Source organism: Archangium minus, from assembly GCF_044360475.1.
In the GTDB taxonomy this organism is placed as follows: domain Bacteria; phylum Myxococcota; class Myxococcia; order Myxococcales; family Myxococcaceae; genus Archangium; species Archangium minus.
In genome coordinates this window covers 6,424,245-6,440,953 of the sequence record NZ_CP043494.1, presented here as the reverse complement: position 1 = coordinate 6,440,953, position 16,709 = coordinate 6,424,245, and the positions used below count along the sequence as shown (strand labels likewise).

Annotated in this window: 12 protein-coding genes; 1 reads left to right on the top strand and 11 read right to left on the bottom strand. The window is 65.8% G+C overall.

Annotated elements, in window-relative coordinates:
• Positions 1 to 2: 2 nt before the first annotated feature.
• The 6 genes from F0U60_RS26100 to F0U60_RS26075 form a co-directional block, all read right to left on the bottom strand.
• Positions 3 to 3,041 (bottom strand): SNF2-related protein, encoded by a 3,039-nt coding sequence (locus F0U60_RS26100; protein ID WP_395824693.1) that lies wholly within the window; start codon positions 3,039 to 3,041, stop codon positions 3 to 5.
• Positions 3,042 to 3,135: 94 nt separating this feature from the next.
• Entirely contained in the window at positions 3,136 to 3,768 is a 633-nt protein-coding gene (locus F0U60_RS26095) for a pentapeptide repeat-containing protein (RefSeq protein WP_395824690.1), read from the bottom strand.
• Between the two features lie 14 nt (positions 3,769 to 3,782).
• A complete protein-coding gene (locus F0U60_RS26090) occupies positions 3,783 to 4,319 on the bottom strand; it encodes a hypothetical protein (RefSeq protein WP_395824687.1) in 537 nt (178 codons plus the stop codon).
• A gap of 14 nt (positions 4,320 to 4,333) precedes the next feature.
• On the bottom strand, positions 4,334 to 5,464 hold the full coding sequence (locus tag F0U60_RS26085) for a hypothetical protein (protein WP_395824684.1): 1,131 nt from the start codon (positions 5,462 to 5,464) through the stop codon (positions 4,334 to 4,336).
• Between the two features lie 171 nt (positions 5,465 to 5,635).
• A complete protein-coding gene (locus F0U60_RS26080) occupies positions 5,636 to 6,703 on the bottom strand; it encodes a hypothetical protein (RefSeq protein ID WP_395824681.1) in 1,068 nt (355 codons plus the stop codon).
• Between the two features lie 166 nt (positions 6,704 to 6,869).
• Positions 6,870 to 8,456, bottom strand: coding sequence for a carboxylesterase/lipase family protein (locus tag F0U60_RS26075; RefSeq protein WP_395824679.1), 1,587 nt, complete (start codon positions 8,454 to 8,456; stop codon positions 6,870 to 6,872).
• 162 nt (positions 8,457 to 8,618) lie between these two features.
• Between F0U60_RS26075 and F0U60_RS26070 the strand changes: the two genes are divergently transcribed.
• Positions 8,619 to 10,058 (top strand): S41 family peptidase, encoded by a 1,440-nt coding sequence (locus F0U60_RS26070; protein WP_395824676.1) that lies wholly within the window; start codon positions 8,619 to 8,621, stop codon positions 10,056 to 10,058.
• A gap of 66 nt (positions 10,059 to 10,124) precedes the next feature.
• On the opposite strand, the gene F0U60_RS26065 is transcribed toward F0U60_RS26070, so the two are convergent.
• The 5 genes from F0U60_RS26065 to F0U60_RS26045 form a co-directional block, all read right to left on the bottom strand.
• On the bottom strand, positions 10,125 to 11,858 hold the full coding sequence (locus F0U60_RS26065; protein ID WP_395824673.1) for a DUF4215 domain-containing protein: 1,734 nt from the start codon (positions 11,856 to 11,858) through the stop codon (positions 10,125 to 10,127).
• Positions 11,859 to 12,026: 168 nt separating this feature from the next.
• On the bottom strand, positions 12,027 to 14,003 hold the full coding sequence (locus tag F0U60_RS26060) for a primary-amine oxidase (RefSeq protein ID WP_395824670.1): 1,977 nt from the start codon (positions 14,001 to 14,003) through the stop codon (positions 12,027 to 12,029).
• Between the two features lie 603 nt (positions 14,004 to 14,606).
• Positions 14,607 to 15,518, bottom strand: coding sequence for a glycoside hydrolase family protein (locus tag F0U60_RS26055; RefSeq protein ID WP_395824667.1), 912 nt, complete (start codon positions 15,516 to 15,518; stop codon positions 14,607 to 14,609).
• Between the two features lie 236 nt (positions 15,519 to 15,754).
• Positions 15,755 to 16,381 (bottom strand): pentapeptide repeat-containing protein, encoded by a 627-nt coding sequence (locus F0U60_RS26050; protein ID WP_395824664.1) that lies wholly within the window; start codon positions 16,379 to 16,381, stop codon positions 15,755 to 15,757.
• An 11-nt stretch (positions 16,382 to 16,392) separates the two neighbouring features.
• Positions 16,393 to 16,695 carry a hypothetical protein gene (locus tag F0U60_RS26045; protein WP_395824661.1) on the bottom strand — a complete coding sequence of 101 codons (303 nt, stop codon included), beginning with the start codon at positions 16,693 to 16,695 and terminating at the stop codon, positions 16,393 to 16,395.
• Between the last annotated feature and the right edge of the window lie 14 nt (positions 16,696 to 16,709).

The following is a 16,709-nucleotide window of genomic DNA, read 5'->3' as shown; positions in this document are numbered from 1 at the left end:
CGTCAGTCCAGCAGTTGCATGAGGTCCGCCCGCGTGATGGCCGCGGCCCCGGAGGCTCCACCCAGCGCGGACTCGAAGAGTGCGCGCTTCTTCTCCTGGAGGGTGAGGATCTTCTCCTCCACCGTGCCCTGAGACACCAGCCGGTACACCATCACCGGCCGCTGCTGGCCAATGCGGTGCGCGCGGTCCGCCGCCTGCGCCTCCACGGACGGGTTCCACCACGGGTCCACCAGGAAGACGTGATCCGCCGCTGTGAGGTTGAGCCCCGTGGCTCCCGCCTTGAGTGAGATCAGCATCACCGGAGGGCCGTTCGGCTCCTGGAACGACGCGGCCACGGCACCGCGGTTGGACGTGCTGCCGTCCAGCCGGATGAACCCGATGCCCGCCTCCTTCAGCGCTGGCTCGATGAGATCCAACATGGACGTCCACTGCGAGAAGACGAGCGCCTTGTGCCCCTCCTCCACCGCGGTACCGAGCGCCTCGACCAGCGCCTCCACCTTGGAGGACGTCTTCGCCTGCTGTCCCGGCACGAGCGCCGGGTGGCACGCCGCCTGACGCAACCGCAGCAGCGCCTCCAACGCCTTCAGGACGCTGCCCCCCTCCTCCAACTGGGACACCACCTCCTCGCGCGTGGCGGCGTACACCGCGTCATAGACGGCGCGCTCCCGCTCGTTGAGGGTGACGTGCCGCACGGAGTCAGTACGCGGCGGGAGCTCGGGCGCCACGTCCCGCTTGAGCCTGCGCAGCACGAAGGGGCGGATGCGCGCGCGCAGCTGCTCGGCCGCGCCCTTCTGGTTGTCTGACACGGGCCGCGCCCACCGCTCCTCGAACTCCTTGCGCCCCCCGAGCAGCCCCTGGTTGGTGAAGTGCATCAGGCTCCAGAGCTCCTCGAGCCGGTTCTCGATGGGCGTGCCGCTCAAGGCGATCCGGAAGGAAGCCTGCAGCCCGTACGCCGCACGTGCCACCTGGCTGTCCGGGTTCTTGATGGCCTGGGCCTCGTCCAGCACCACCGTGTCCCACGTCTTCGCCCCGAGCACCTCTGCGTCCAGGCGCAGCAGCGCGTAGGTGGTGAGCGTCACGTCCGCCGTCTCATCCAGGGTGCGGCCGGGGCCGTGGTACACGGAGACCTTCAACGAGGGACGGAAGCGCTTCACCTCCGCCTCCCAGTTGGGCAGCACGCTCGTGGGAGCCACCACCAGCGTGCCCGGCCCCAGCATGCAGATGGTCTGCAGCGTCTTGCCCAGACCCATGTCGTCCGCGAGCACGCCGCCGAGGCCCGCCTGTCGCAGGAAGGTAAGCCAGCTGACGCCCTGGAGCTGGTAGGGGCGCAACGTCGCGGTGAGATCCTTCGGCAGCTGCACGTCCGGCAGCTTCTCGAAGCCCTGCACCAGAGGCGCCAGCCGCTCGAGTCCAGGCGGAGGCGGATGCTCCAGCGCCTCGCACAATCCGGTGAGCTGCGGGAGGGCGTGGTTGGCGAGCCGCCCGTCCTTCCCGCGCGCGGCCAGGAGATCCGCCACGCGCTGGCCGTGCGTCTTCAGCCATGCGGTGGGCAGCGGGGCCCACCCACCGCCCTCCAGCGGCACCAGTCCCAGTCCCTCCTCCCACGCACGCATCACCGCGCCCGCGTCCACCGAGCGCGGCGCACCCGGTCCCGCCCCCTCCACCTGGAAGTCGAGCGAGAACTCCACCCGAGGCACGCCCGTCTGCGTGGCGCCCGCCTCCACCGAGAGAGTGGGGCGCAGCTGCACGTTGGGGCTCACCACGCGCGCCGCGTCTCCGGTGAGATCGCCACGCCAGCGCCGCAGCTTGTCGGCAAGCTGCACAGCTTCCTTGCCCTGCACCGTCACGCGCCGGCCGGGCACCATGTTCAAATCGTCGCGCAGCTGGTGGATGAGCTTCTGCTCGGCGGCCTCGTCGCGCACGGGCACTGCGCCCTTCAGGTACACCATGCGCCCGTTGTCGATGCGCACGGAGGGCGGCGAGCCGTACACCAACGTGGGCAGCACGGAGAGGCCAGAGTCCAGCTGGTTGAGCTCCAGGGAGATGCGCGGCTTGAGCGTGCGATCGATGGGCGGAATCCGCTGGCTCCGCACATCCACCGGCATGCGCCGCGCGAAGTCCGGCAACACCTTGCCGGTGAGGTCCCCCATCTGCTCGGGCGAGAAGACACGCTCCTGCGGCAGCTTCTCCAACCATGCGCCGGTGAGGGACTGCTCACCGAGCCGGCAGAGCGTGCCTCCGCAGACCGCCACCCCGGGGCTCACCACCTCGGTGATGCGCGGATCCTTCTCCACCTTGAGCACCGTCTGCTCGCCCCGATCCTCTACGGTGACGTGCGGAAGCAGCGGCTCGCTCGAAACGGACACCAGGACACCATCGAAGAGCACGGTGCGCGCGGGCTCCAACACGCGAAGGAGCGCATCGAGCCGCTCGGGAGGAAGCGCGCCCCGCGTGGGCTTCATCAGCAGCTTGTCCGCGAGCAGATCGCACGGCTCCACCTGGATCCGAGCCGCCTCCACGGGGTTCGTCAGCACCGACGCCAGACTGCGCGCCAGCAACCGCGCCGTGTTATCCGGACGCACCAGCAGGCGCTCGAGTTGCAATCCTCCTTCCACGCGCTTGAAGCGGTACACCATGCGCTCCGGCTTCGGCGTGGCGGCACCTGATCGCGGGCTGGCCTGCGCCACGGGGGCCTGCGAGGGCCGAGCCGGCATGGACGGAGAGGAGACGCGAGGCGCGGGAGCACGCTGAGCGGGAGCGCGCTGCGTCACCGAGTGGTGGAGGATGATGGCCGCCGCCACCACGTGCTCACAGGGGTCCACCCGGCCGCGGCAGTCACACTCCCAGATTTCGTCCTCCGGGTAGAGCACGGTGGTCAGCGGGGCGGGACGGCCGGCCGCGCGCACTCGCAGCACGGCCTCCTCCTGCCCGACGGACTGCACCGAGACAGCGCCTGCGCGGGCCAGACCCATACCGGCGGACCAGGTGTCCGGGCGCGCTTCCTCCCGGACGGCTTCGAGCAGCTCGGCGGTCACAGACATGCGAAGACCGCATCCCTACCCTCCCGGCGCTCCCCGCGCAACAAAGGCACCAGGCCCGCCTCGCACGCCCTGCGTCCATGGAGAGTGACTCCGCTCAGTAGAGGATGCAGTCGAACTTCTCGACGACGGCTCGGAGCTCCTCGGGGGTTGTCTCGAAACGCTCGGCAGCGGAGGGAGCGTAATAGGTCAAGGCCCTGGTGGACGCCGGGTGGGTATGCAGGTTGTCCACGACGATATCGCCAAAGCTTCCCGGCCATTTAACACGGCGTAGTTCGGAGGCTCGGCCAATGGGGTCCAGGAAGGTAAAGCAGGGCCATTTGGGGAAGCGCAGGGTGTTGATGTCGCAGCCATGAAACCGACACCCTGCCAGGCGGGCCTCGGTGAAGTCACAGTCCTCGATGGAGCCGTGCTGAAACCCCGGCAGGCTCATGTACTCGGGCCAGTGCCCGAAGTCGCACCCAGACAGCCGCCCCTTGAACCGACAGCCCTTCAGCGACGCCGCCAGCCATTGCTGGTGGTTCTTCAACTCCTGCTTCACCTCGAAGGTGCAGTTGATGAAGCGCGCTCCATCGAAGAACAGATGCCGGGCGGACACCTTCAGCACGAGCGTGCAGTTCTTCATCGTCAGGTTGGGGCCCAGGAAGTAGTGCGCCTCCTTCTCCATCAACTCCAGCCGCTCGTTTTCAATCTCCTTGTTCTCGAAGAGGACGTTACCGAACCGGTCCATGGCCACCGCCCCTTTTAGAAGGTGAGCATCCGGAAGAACTCGCCCGCCAAACGCCTGCCGTGCCGTGCCAGGTTCGACTCCGTTCCGGAGAGAATCTCGTACTTGCGGTTGTTCGTCAGATCAACCACGTCGACGCCCTGGTGGTTGAACCGAAGGCGGCCTTTGAATTGTGCCTCCACCTTGGCGTGCACGAAACGCCCCCGGGCCTCGCGCTCCAGCAACCGCGCCAGCCAGTACTCGCCCTTCTTCAGGGCCTGCTCTATGGCGTCTTTTTCGTTCGGCGAGAGTCTGTGGGGTCCCCACTCGTTCGCGGCCTGGGTGACGGCCTCCTGGAGCATGTCGCCTACTTTGTCCTCGGCGGGAATGTCCGCGGCCGACTTTCCGCGTGGCAAGTGCCAGCGCTGGCCGTCGCTCAACTCCACCTGTCGGTTGCCGCCCCGGTGGCGAATGACGGTTTCGGCGGAGCGGCCCCCAGAAGCCTGTCCGGCTCCTGAACCCGTCCCCTTCTTGAGCATCACCACGGCCATGGAGCCCTGCGGTGAGGTGGCCACTGTCTCCACCGCTGCTACCGCCTTGGCCAGGGCCCCTCCGTCGCAAGCGCCGCCTCCGTCACCTCCAGGCGTCCCAGGACGGCAGCGCCGCCCTGTGCCTCGAACCGCGCCCCCGCGAGATTGAAGCGCGGAAGCGACTTCACCCGCGGCAGCACCTGCCCCAGCGTGTGCCCGCTGAGGGTGGCCACGGCGAGAATCATGGCCCGGGCGGCGTCCTCGCCCAGCACCTTGCCGAATTGCTCACCCGCCGCGCGCAGCTCCTCGAAGGTGGTGGCGTGGTGCGCTGTGTCGGCCAGGCGGGCCCACCCGTCCATCAGCCCGTACACCGTCTCAAGGCCCAGGTAGCCCATGAGGAGGAGGGTCATGCCGGCGGCAAGGGCCTTGGTGGTCGGCTCGGGCACCACCCACATCATGCAGTAGAGGGCCACTGTCCAGACGACCATGGAGACGAGCGCTCTCACGTCCAGCAGCTCATGCTTGAGGGCGTCGCGCGTCTCGTCGAGCACCGAGCCGAAGGCCAGCGCCAGGGCGAACGCCCGCCGGTCATCCGCGCGCAGATAGGGCCCATCGTCCAACAGGCCCAGGCAGTCGCCGACGCCTCGGTGCGCACACCACTTGAAGTACTTCTCTTTCAGGGTTTCTTCGGCCTGGGGGGTGAGAGCAACCGGGCCCTCCTGCCGCTCAGGTATCCAGGTGAGGGCCGCGCCGCGGTGGTGCTCCAACTTCCAGTAACCCGTTACGGCCACCGTGGGGGCGTCTGGTTGCGTAGGCACGAGGTTCAGCAATTCATGGGCGGCCTGCCGTGGCGTCTTCGCGCCCAGCCGCACGTCGTGGGCGAGCCGCTGGAAGGCCTGCTGGAACTCGGCCCTGGGGAGGGGCACTGGCCGCGAGGCAACGGCACCGGGCTCCATGAAATCCACGACGTACACAGTGGCGGACTCGAGCCCGGGCTCCGCCGTGGCGGCCAGAAGTTCCCTAGAAGCTGGCGGGGGCGTGAGCGAGTTGTAGCGGCCGCCAACGAGGAGGCTGCCCTGGGGGGTGCCCGTAGCACACGCGAATTGGAAAAGGACGATGAGGGCCCAGGCCCGAGAACAGAGGCCCAAACCCGCGCCCGTAAGACTCGCGCCAGGAAGACGGGTGAACACGGCGCACCTCCGGAAGCGACGTCAATCACCAGCACGTACACCTTGCCCAGACGCGCGAGCACCCGTGCGTACGCGTATGCCAGCGTCAGCTCATCGAAGAGCCGGGGCGCTCCCCGCGCAAAAAAGGAACCCTGGCCTCCTTTGCGCGGCCCTTCACTCACCTGTAAGCGCTCAAGGGGCGTTCGGGTCCCCAATCCCCTTGAAGGGGTTGAACGTGTACGTCGTCGAGAACCGCGAGGACGGGCTGAAGTAGTACGCCGCGAGCTTCGCCGGATCCGAGGCGATCTCGCCGCGCTGGATGGAGCCATCGTTCCCGTCATCCCAGCCCCAGGGCGCATTCGCCGAGTTCGTGGAGCAGAGGCCCGCGATAAGGCCGCAGCCACCGCTCGTGTCGCCCCGGAGCGTTCCCTCGGACGCGAACAGCTCGGAGAGGCCTCGACGCTGCCACAGCCCCTCGGAGCCGTACATGTCGATGAGCTTGTAGCGCACATCGGAATCGGTGGCCGACGAGGGCTCCTCGGCGGTGGTCAGTGAGGGGTAGTACTTCACGCCGTCCCCCACGATGTCATAGGCCGGCCAGGCCTTGAGCCCGTGCCCCTTGGCTTCCTGCGCCGTGATGGGGTGCTGGACGCCCTCGAAGGTTGCGAAGGACAGCTTGCCGTCGACCGACTCCGAGCCCGCGCTGATCGGGCTGCCATCCGGCAGGAACGAGAAGAAGTCCTTGTGCGCCACAGTCACGGCACCGATGAGCTTGCCGTACTCGCTCCCGTCACGCTCCACGACGAGCAGCACGCCTTCACCGTCGTTCTCGTGCTCCGTGTCGAAGATGGTGTCGGACCAGTCGCGCGGGTGGAAGAAGGTGTAGACGATGTACCAGTGGGAGCTCGTCTCCACCACCGATTGGTAGGCATGCGCGGTGAGCGGCTTGGAGGCGGCGTTGTCCCAGTTGTTCGTCCCGCTCCAGTCCCCATCAAAGTCGACCCGGCTGATGTAGTCGGACCGACCGCTGAGCGAGTGCGAGCCCGTCACATCCACGTCCTGGTAGTGGATGGGCGCCCAGCGCTTGGCGAGCGCCGCCCGGAACGCGGACGAGCCCACGCCGGTCGCGAGCGCCTGCTGGGCCTCTCCGACGCTTTCTTCTTCCAGGGAGCTCGCTCCACAAGCGGAGAGCAACATCACGGCAACAGGAACAACAGCACGAGCAATGACGCCATGAGACTGACGACGAATGGGTTGCATCGGGGATCCCGCCTTTCGCGCGGACCACTAAACGATCTCCCGAATGATGAGGTAAACTGTTTTTTCCTGTTACCTTCTTTTTACGCCTACCCGCGCCGGAGGCCCCGAGGAACACGGCGAGGCCGTCCCCAGCCGTGCGTAGCGAGCCTCCTCCCGGCGGCGTGCGTCACCTCGAGGCCGCCGCCGCGTTCGCGGCTGCCTCGGTCGCGTCCAGACGGGCCTTCCACGGATCGGGCTGGGCAACTGGCTCGCCGCTCGCCGAGAAGTCCAGGATCAGGTCCGTACCGGCCTCGTATCGCGGCCATTGAGGCAGACCCTGCCCGCTCGGCTCGCCCGTCTTGGCGAAGTGGGCGAAATAGGCGTTGGCCTCGCGTCCAACCTTGCGGTCGAGCTCGGTCGCCTCCGCCCCGTACCGGGCTTCGACCGTATCAAACACATACGGAATTTCGGTCGCGTGCGGGGCCCCGGTCTTCCACTCGTCGCGCATGGAGTCGGCGACGTAGGAGAAACGATAGTGGTAGGCGGGCAGCCCCTGAGCTGCCACGAGGCGGGCCGTGTACCGCGCGGGCTCGATCATGGTGCGATCCATCGCAGTCAGGGCGACCAGGGTGCGCACATCCGCGTTTCCGGTCGGATCATAGGCAGCACGAGCCGCCGCCTGATCCGGGAAGGGAGCGAACACCTCGTCCTTGGTCCGGGCGAAGCCGAAGCCCAGGTCCGCGCTCGTGGCGCCCACCATCACCGGCACCTTGGCCCAGCGGCCGGCACGGTAGGCGGCGTCCGGCCACTCGACGACAATCTGACCGTCGAGCATCGGGCCCGAGTAGGTCGGCACGCCCATGTTCATCATGCTCAGGTCGCCGATCCGCTCCACCGGCAGGGCGCGCAGTGCGGCCAGGGCTTCCGGGCCGGTCTGATGGATGCCGACGCTCTTGGCGAACTCCACGCCAATCGACTCCGCCGAGCGCGGCCCGCCCGGCGTGTCTTCGCTCAGCTTGCTACCACCGAGCAGCGAACCCCGACCGCCGCCAGACATGATGATGGCCTTGTGGAACAGCCCCTGTGCTTTCGGCGAAGCCAGCAGGGTATGGACCGAGCCGCCACCCGCGGACTCGCCAAAAATGGTGACGTTGTCCGGATCACCCCCAAAGGCGGCGATGTTGTGCTTCACCCACTCCAGGGCGGCGAGCTGATCCATGTAGCCAAAGTTGCCAGTTGGGGCGCCCCCCGCCTCGGCCGTCAGCGCCGGGTGAGCGAAGAAGCCCAGCCGTCCGAGGCGGTAGTTGAAGCTGACCAGCACCACACCCTGCTGGGCAAACCGCGAGCCGTCGTACACGGAGGGAGACGAGCCGCCGTTCACGAAGCCGCCGCCGTAGATCCACACCATCACCGGCAACTTGCCGTCCGCGGGTGCGTCGGCCGCGCGCCAGACATTGAGCGTCAGGCAGTCCTCAGCGGGCGGAGTACCCAACGGGGCGGCGTCCCCCGCGAAGGGAACCTGCATGCAGTCATGACCGAAGGCAGTGGCTTGACGCACGCCGCTCCACTCCTGGACAGGCTGGGGTGGGCGCCAACGCAGGTCACCCACGGGCGGCGCGGCGAAAGGGATGCCCTTGAAGGACAGGACGCCGTCCGCCACCGAGCCCTGCACGACCCCTCCTGAGACCCGCACTTGCTCGGACGGCGTAGAGGGCTTCGGAGTCGATGCGCACCCGGCGACAGACGCTGCCAACATCACCATCCACCACTTCATGGTCCCTCCGAGAAGAACCGGGCGGGCTTGGAGGCGCCGCCCGTCAATGGTCATGCGCGGGACGTGTAGCAGACCTCCGCCAACCCCACTTTGGGCGTTTCGCGAACCTCACAAAGTGAACGTTTTGGAGCTAGCGTCACATTCTTTGTCGCGAAGGATGACATGAAACACCTTGTCTTTATCTGCGCAGCAACCTGCACCTTCGGCATGCTCGGGACTGGCCTTGCGGGTTGTGCCACTCCCGCCGCGGGTGTGCGTTCTCCCTCCGTGGAGCCAACCCTTCTCGTCCGGGACGGTGTCACCGCCGAGATCGCGCGGGGTGTCTGGCGCTCACGAGGCTACGGCATGCTGCTGTCCGTCTCGGAGAACGGAACGCAGCTGCACCACGAGACGGCGGCCGGCTGCTACCCGGACCCTGGTGGCGAGAACAGCCCGCGAGAGAGCCTCGTCTACCTCGAGCCGGGCTCAACTTCGGACGAGCTTTCCCTCTCCCCAACTCCTGGCGATACGCGCTACCTCTTCCAACGAATCCAGACCCTGCCCGCCGCCTGCGAAGCCACGGTGGACTGGACGCCACTGCGCCTGTTCGACGTGTTCGCTGCAACGTTCGCGGAGCACTACGCCTTCTTCCAGGAGCGTGGCATCGACTGGAATGCACGCGTCACCGCGCTCCGTCCACGAATCACCGACACCCTGGACGCGCGCGCCCTGTTCAGCGTCTTCAAGGAGCTGACGACGGGACTGGAGGACGCGCACACTCGGATCTCAGCCGAGGTCGCGGGCGAGGAGCTCAGCTATGGCGAGGGCGAACGGGAGACCCTCCGGCGCGTCGAGGCCGCCGGGCGGAAGACCGGTGTCCCAGCCCGTGAGGCCCTACGTGCCTGGCTGAGTGCCTACCGCGAAGGAATCCTCCAGACCGTGCTGAAGGGCGCTGGCCACCACGTCGCGAACAACCGCATCTTCTATGGGCGCGTCGGAGACGTGGGCTACCTCAACATCGTGACCATGGGAGGCTTCGTCGAGGGCGAGGAGGTCTCGATCGATCAGGAGCTTCGCGCCCTCAACGCAGTGCTCGACGAAGCGCTCCAGACCTTCCAAGGCGCTCGGGCCGTCATCGTCGATGTGAGCAACAACCGAGGTGGCCACGACCTCATCAGCCGGGAGATCGCCGCACGCTTCGCCGACACCCGGCACCTCGCCTATCGCAAGCGCCCTCGCCAGGCGGACGTGCCACCGCAGACCTTCTACGTGGAGCCGGCCACGGGACCACGCTTCACCGGGCCCGTCTACCTCCTGACGAGCGACGTCACCGTGAGCGCTGGGGAGATCTTCACCCTGGCCATGCGCGCGCTCCCGAACGTCACACACGCGGGCACCGCCACGCGCGGCGCCTTGTCCGACGTGCTCGTCAAGCCGCTGCCCAACGGGTGGCGCATGGAGCTGTCCAACGAGCTCTACTTCGATGCGAAGGGTGAGCTCTTCGAGGTCCGCGGCATCCCCCCCACACTCGCCCTCGACGTCTTCCCGGAGGACGAGCTCCAGACCGGGCACGCCAAGGCAGTGCTCACACTGGCGGAACGGGCGAGCCACGGCGCCCGGTAGCGAGGAAAAACGCAAACGGCCGCTCCGGGTAGCGCTCCCCCGAAGCGGCCGCTCTTCACAACCCGCTCACCGGGTCAGGCTGAGCACGATCTGGCAGGTCGCGGTGCAGCCGTCACCTTCCAGCCTGTTGCCATCATCGCACTGCTCGCCATACTCCTGCTGGATGACCTTGTCGCCGCAGCGGGGCCCCCACACGCAGCCGCGGGCGCACTTGCCGTACTGGCCGTTGTTGATGCCGTCATCGCACTCCTCGCCCTTGTCGACCACCTTGTTGCCACAGGTGGCGGCGCACGCGGTGCGGCGCGTGATGAAGTTGTTGAGCGTGAGCTTGTACTGGGAACCCGACGTGTGACGTTCGGCCTGGAACACAACGGCCTCATAGATGCCGCCCTTGCTCAGCTTGAGCTCACTGGCCTTCTGGGAGAGGGTGATGGTGTCCTCCAGCGGCCCGTGAACGCCGCCCAGGTCGAGCGCCAGACGGCCGTTGATGAACACCCAGACGTCATCATCCCCGTAGAAGTTGAGCACTTCGGTCCCCTTGTACTCGAACCAATAGCGCACCTCGCTCGTGAAGCTGAAGTTGTGGCCCGACCGCAAGGGTTCCTTGCCAAGAGCCACCCAGCCCGCCTTGTCGAGCGGGAAGAAGGCCCTGTTCTCGAACACGTAGGAAGTGCCGCTTTGCGCCAGGATGATCTTATCGACCACCGGCACGTTCACGTTCTGCACGTCGCGGTACCACTGATCGAACGCCGCCTTGCCGTGGGTCGTGGTGGAGGAGCCGCTCGCCTTCGCGTACTGAGGCTTGCCGTCGCTTCCCAGCGTGCTCATCACGATGCCCTGCTCTTCGCCATTGGCGTTTTCGAAATCGACGTGGCCCTTCGGCAGGTCGCCACTGGCCGGCAGGTCATTGCCACGGAAGTCGCGGTAGACGATGGGCAGCTCCAACTGCTTGGGCGGAGCGGTCTCGATGAACTGGCAGACGAAACCCTGCTCGGTCTTGCAGTCCGGCGAGCAGCCGTCGTTGGCGCGCCTGTTGCCGTCGTCGCACTCCTCCGTGGAGACGCCAGCAGGGAGCATCAGGCCATCGCCGCACACTTCCTCGCAGGTGCCATTCGCGCACTTGGGCTCGCGCTTGCACAGGGGGGTGCACCCATCCCCCATGTTGTTGTTGCCGTCGTCACACTCCTCCGTGCCTTCGACGATCTTGTCGCCGCATTTGGTCCGCGTGCACTTCTGGCCGATGGTGGGGCACTTGTAGCCCTCCTCCAGGCGGCAGGCCGTGCTGCAGCCGTCGTTCGCCGTGGCGTTGCCGTCCTCGCACTCCTCGTCACCCGCGATGATCAGATCCCCGCACTTCGCGGCCACGCACCGCCCACCCGACGACGGGCAGTTCCATCCCGCCTCCGTCTGAGCACAGTTGGCAGCGCAGCCATCGTTGCCCTCCGTGTTGGCGTCGTCGCAGATCTCGATGCCCTCAACCTGGCCATTGCCGCACGTGCCCGTGAAGACGCAGGGGACGCCCGGGGCCTCGCACGTATAGCCCGCCTCACGCTCCGCGCACGTGGCCGAGCAGCCATCGTTGGCCGTCGCGTTGCCATCGTCACAGGCCTCACCGACCTGCAGGATGCCATCACCACAGCGGCCTCCGGTGGGCAGTCCACCGTCGGTGCCGGCGTCGGTGGACGCATCGGGCGTACCCGGATCCGGGTCAGGCTCCGAGCCGCCACAAGCCATGAGGGAGAAGACGAGGGAGGCCAGCGCAAGACTCGCGAGCCGAGATCGGATTGAGGAATGCTTCATGAAGAGACCGAACCTGAAGGGGGGTTGAAAACAGAACCATTGTAGCGCTCCTTGCTCCCTCAGGATCTTCCAAACACAATCTCGTCCCCGGATGTAAATCATTTCCACATCCTGAGTCTTATCTGTCGAGAGTTTGTTGCCCTCCTCTGTGCCACACTTCCGCACCCTCTATTGAGGCTCCGTGTCCGGGACATCCAGCGCGGGATTCTGGGTGAAGAAACCAAAGGGAGCGAGGGTGAAGCCGAGGCTCGCGCGCGGCATCACCGGCCACTCCTCGGGGCGTGGGATGTGGACATGGTTCAGCGTGTACCAGAGCACCACGTCACTGTTCTCGAGCGGCTCTCCATTGACGTAGCTGGGCAGGCCCGTGCTCTCGGAGCTTTGCACCGTGTAGGTGCCAGATGCGTACAGCTCCTCGTCCCGCTGACGCGTCAACCAGACAGCCTTGTGGGCAAAACCGGTGCGACTCCGCACACTCGAATCAGGCTGGGCGATCAGGTCGTCACTCATCCCTGGTAACAACACAAAACCCGGGTGCTCTCCCAGACTGTTGGTCTCATTCGGGTTCACAACGCGCCACTGGCGGCCATGGCTCCGATCGCGCCCCTCCTCCACTGCCATCAGCGTTCTCTCTGCGACGAACGCGTTGCCTCGCGGGTTGTCCGGCCCCGTCGGCAGCGCCCTGACGTGGGTCTCGAAGATGCTGTTGGACGGACCATCCACGTCGAGGTCCAACCGGTAGCTCAACATGTGCTCGTGGTGGATGGCGACCGTCCCGGGAGCGACGGTCGTGCCGTAGCGGGTCGGCTCGGAGCCTTTGGCCAGCAGGATGCCGCTCAGGAACACCCGGGCCTCTAGGGTTCCATCCTGTCGGAAGATCCATTGAAACACGTAGTCGTAGTTACCGACGACCGCCGAGTAGAGGATCACCAGGCTCCGCGCCCGGCGAATCTCCGCCGGGGCGTCCTCGCTGACATGCTTCCAGAGGAGGCCATCGTCCATCTCGTAGAGGGCAACGGCCTGCGGGAGGGTATAGGGCTGGCCATCGTCACCGGCCAGGACCGCGTCGAAGAAGGTGCTGTGCCGCGGAACGTCCTTGCCCGGGACGAGGCTCGTGGAGAGCACCCCCATGTTGTATTCGCCCACGTCGAGCGCGTTGCGCCAGCTCCAGTTGGGATCCGGATCGGCATACATCGCCGCAGCCTCCGCGACCGTGGCCTTGTAGAGGATGGGACGGACGCGGCCGGCATCCTCATACCCGACCTGGTAGAGCACGAGCCCCTCGCGCGGCAGGAAGCCCCAGCGGAACTGCCACTTCTGCCACTTCACGAGGTGACCATCGACGATGAAGCTCGGGCCCTCGGGCTGGCTGATGTCGAGTGGCTTGGGCGGCTCACGGAACGAGGGCAGCAGGTCCTTGCTGTACTCGGCTCCAGGAGGGATTAGGGCATTCCCCGTGTTCTCGACGCTGACCACCTGTCGCGTGTTGAGATTGACGATGGCGACGAGCCCCTCGACCGGCCTCGAATAGGCATTCCTCACACCATCCCGGGCGAACGTCAGCCCCCGGATAAGCCGGGCGCCATTGGGCGTCGTTCCGCCGTAGCCCCAGACATCAATGTGCGCGTTGTCGAGGTCCCGGATCCCTCGTTGCGCCGCCAGGGCTCGCCATCTCGGATCGGCCTTCACCAGCTCCTCGGCGACCGTGTAATCCTCGAGCAGGTAGTTTGCCTGAACGCCCGGCTTCGCTTGCCACCGCAAGATTGCCCTGGTGAGCACATCGACGACGACCTCTGAGGTGAGGTTGGCGGCCTTGTCGATGACGATCGCCAACGCCTCGCGGCGTACCGGGGCGCCGTCCGAGCCGAGCACGAAGCTCTTCGGCGGCTCGTTGAGGGTGACCAGTGAGAAACCCATGTTTGGATTCCAGCGGGAATCGGACTTGATGACGGTCGCGGCCGTTTCGAGTTCCTCTTGCGTCAGGGGATCCAACAGGTGTCTGGCACCATCCACCTGCTGCCTCGCATCCGCCTGCCGAGCCGGGCCGCGATCTTTGGACGCGCAGCCAAGAGGCACGACGGCGAACGTCAGGACGGAAATGAATACAGACACCTTCCCGAGTGAGCTTTCACTCACAGAGAGCATGCTTCCTCCGTCGCCCAGATATGAGATGAACTGGCAACAGAAGAAGAAATGCCTACCCGAGCGGTACGCGAATCTGGGAGTGCAGATGCGTGTCAGCAATCAGCCCCGCGGACGGGTCCCTTTGAGTGGGACCATCTGTGCCGCGTCCCGGATGAGGCGAACCGGCCCTCGCGAAAGCACTCCTCCGCTGAGGACCGGCTCCCTCCATCCCCATCCCTCACGCCCGAGCCGTCCGGACTGAAGCAGGCCCAATGATCCTGCTCTGACTGCCGTACTGCCCCGACCAACCCGCCGCCCGTACTGCCACTGCCCCGACCTACCCGCCGCCGCCCGTACTGCCACTGCCCCGTACTGCCCCGACCTACCCGCCGCCGCCCTTACTGCCCGACCAACCCGCCGCCCGTACTGCCACTGCCCCGTACTGCCCCGACCTACCCGCCGCCGCCCGTACTGCCCCGTGCTGCTGCGAGACCTCATAGCAGGGTGCGTGCCAGGCTTGATCCGAGGTAAAAACCAAGTAGTTCCAGGCACTTGGATGTAGCACCACATGAAAACGGGGGAGTAAGCCCCCCGTTCTCAGTAAAAAATCGGGTGCGCCTCGAGTCAGTGAACAGGCAGGGAGAGGTAGTGCGCGCCCAGCTCCGTCAGGGAGCCTGGAGCGCCCAGCAAGCTCGCGAAGCACGGGTCGTCCTGCCAGCGCCCCGTGAACCAGGCGTAGCGGAACACGTCTTCACGGTTCTCGCAGACCGCGACCATCTCCTTCATCTGGGCCTTCTGCTTGGCCACCGAGTCAATCTGCGCGCCATCTTGCTGGCTGTGGCAGTTGGCGAACTCCGTGACCCAGAACTGCTTGCCATACTTCTTGAGCCGGTCCAGCTGGCCCGCGAGCCCATAGTCATACCAGTGGAACGCGAGGTAATCGATGCGGGGGTCTCGGTTCCCGTTCGCCGAGCGGTAGGCCGCATAGAACGCATCGAGCCAGACAACCGGGTCCGAGTAGCCCGGATAGGTTCCCCAGTTCATCGCAGGACCGACCAGCTTGACTCCCGTCTTCGCGGCGACGCTCTCGTACCGGGGCCACAACCGCGCCGCATCCTGGGGCGACATGTTCGCCTGGTCTGTGAGGTTGGGCTCGTTGAGGAGCAACAGGTACTTGATGTCTGGATTGGCCTTGAGGATGGCCTCGATCTTCGCGCTGTCGAAGTTCCCGTTCCACAGCATGGGAATGAAGTCCATGCCATAGCGGGACCGGTAGTCCGCGGGCACATTCCGATGTGGCTGATCGCTCCAGTTGTACCACCAGCTCACCCCTGGGGCGACCGCGGCGAGGTCCTCCGGACTCGCGAAGTCGAAGGCAATGCCTCGTTTGGAGCTCTTGGTTGGAACAAACACCTGGGAGCCCGCATCGGGGGTGCCCGCGTCAGGCGACGGCAAGGCCCCCATGTCTGACGTGCTCGAGCCACAACCCAGCAGCAGGAGGACCGCGATGAAGGAAGGAGCAACCAGACGTTTCATGAGTCTTCACCTCTGATGGGGGGCAAGTCCCATCATGTAGAAGAGCTCAGTGATGAAGTCCAGGAATTCCGGGCTTTAGGGCCACCACTTTCAAGGTCGGGAGGGTGATACTACCAGAAGGGTGACCGTTGCCTGGTAATCGAACCCCTCCTCCAGCGCATGGATGCCATCGGCCATCGGATTTCTTCACGTGGGAAACAGGGGGGCGTCAACTACCCTGATACAGGGAGCCACCGTCAGTAGACGATGCAGTCGAACTTCTCGATGAGGGCTCGGAGCTCCTCAGGGGTGGTCTCGAAGCGCTCGGCAGCGGAGGGAGCGTAATAGGTCAAGGCCTTAGTGGACGGCGGGTGGGTATGCAGGTTGTCCACGACGATATCGCCAAAGCTTCCCGGCCATTTGACGCTGCGTAGTTCGGGAGTTCGACCAATGGGGTCCAGGAAGGTGAAGCAGGGCCACTTGGGGAAGCTCAGGGTGTTGATGTCGCAGCCGTGAAATCGACACCCTGCCAGCCGGGCCTCGGTGAAGTCGCAGTTTTCGATGGAGCCGTGCCCCGCCCTGTCTGAGTAGTCAGGCCAGTGCCCAAAGTCGCAGCCCGACAGGCGCCCCTTGAACCGACACCCCTTCAATGAGGCGAACACCCACTGTTGGTGGTTCTTCAGCTCCTGCTTCACCTCGAAGGTGCAGTCGATGAACCGAGTGCCTTCGTCGAAGAGTAGATTTCTGCCGGAGACCTTGAGGACCAGGGTGCAATTCCTGAAGGTGACATTGGAGCCAAGGAAATAGAGCGACCCCTTGTCCGTCAGTTCCAGCCGCTCGTTTTCGATTTCCCGATCCTCGTAGAAGACCTTGTTGTAGAGCATCCGCCAACCCTTCAGAAAGTGAGCATCCGGAAGAACTCGCCAGCCATGCGTCGGCCATGCCGCGCCAGGTTCGAGTCCGTGCCGGAGAGAATCTCGTACTTGTAACCCCCCGGGACTTCCACATCGACTCCCTTGTTTCGGCTGAAGTTGTAGAGATGCTTGAACTGCTTGCTGATTTCGTCCTCCACGAAGCGTCCCCGGGCCTCGCGTTCCAATAGCCGCGCCAGCCAGCACTCGCCCTTCTTCAGGGCCTGCTCTATGGCGTCTTTTTCGTTCGGCGAGAGTCTGTGCGTGCACCGGGCGATCTCGAGCACCGATTCCGGGCCAA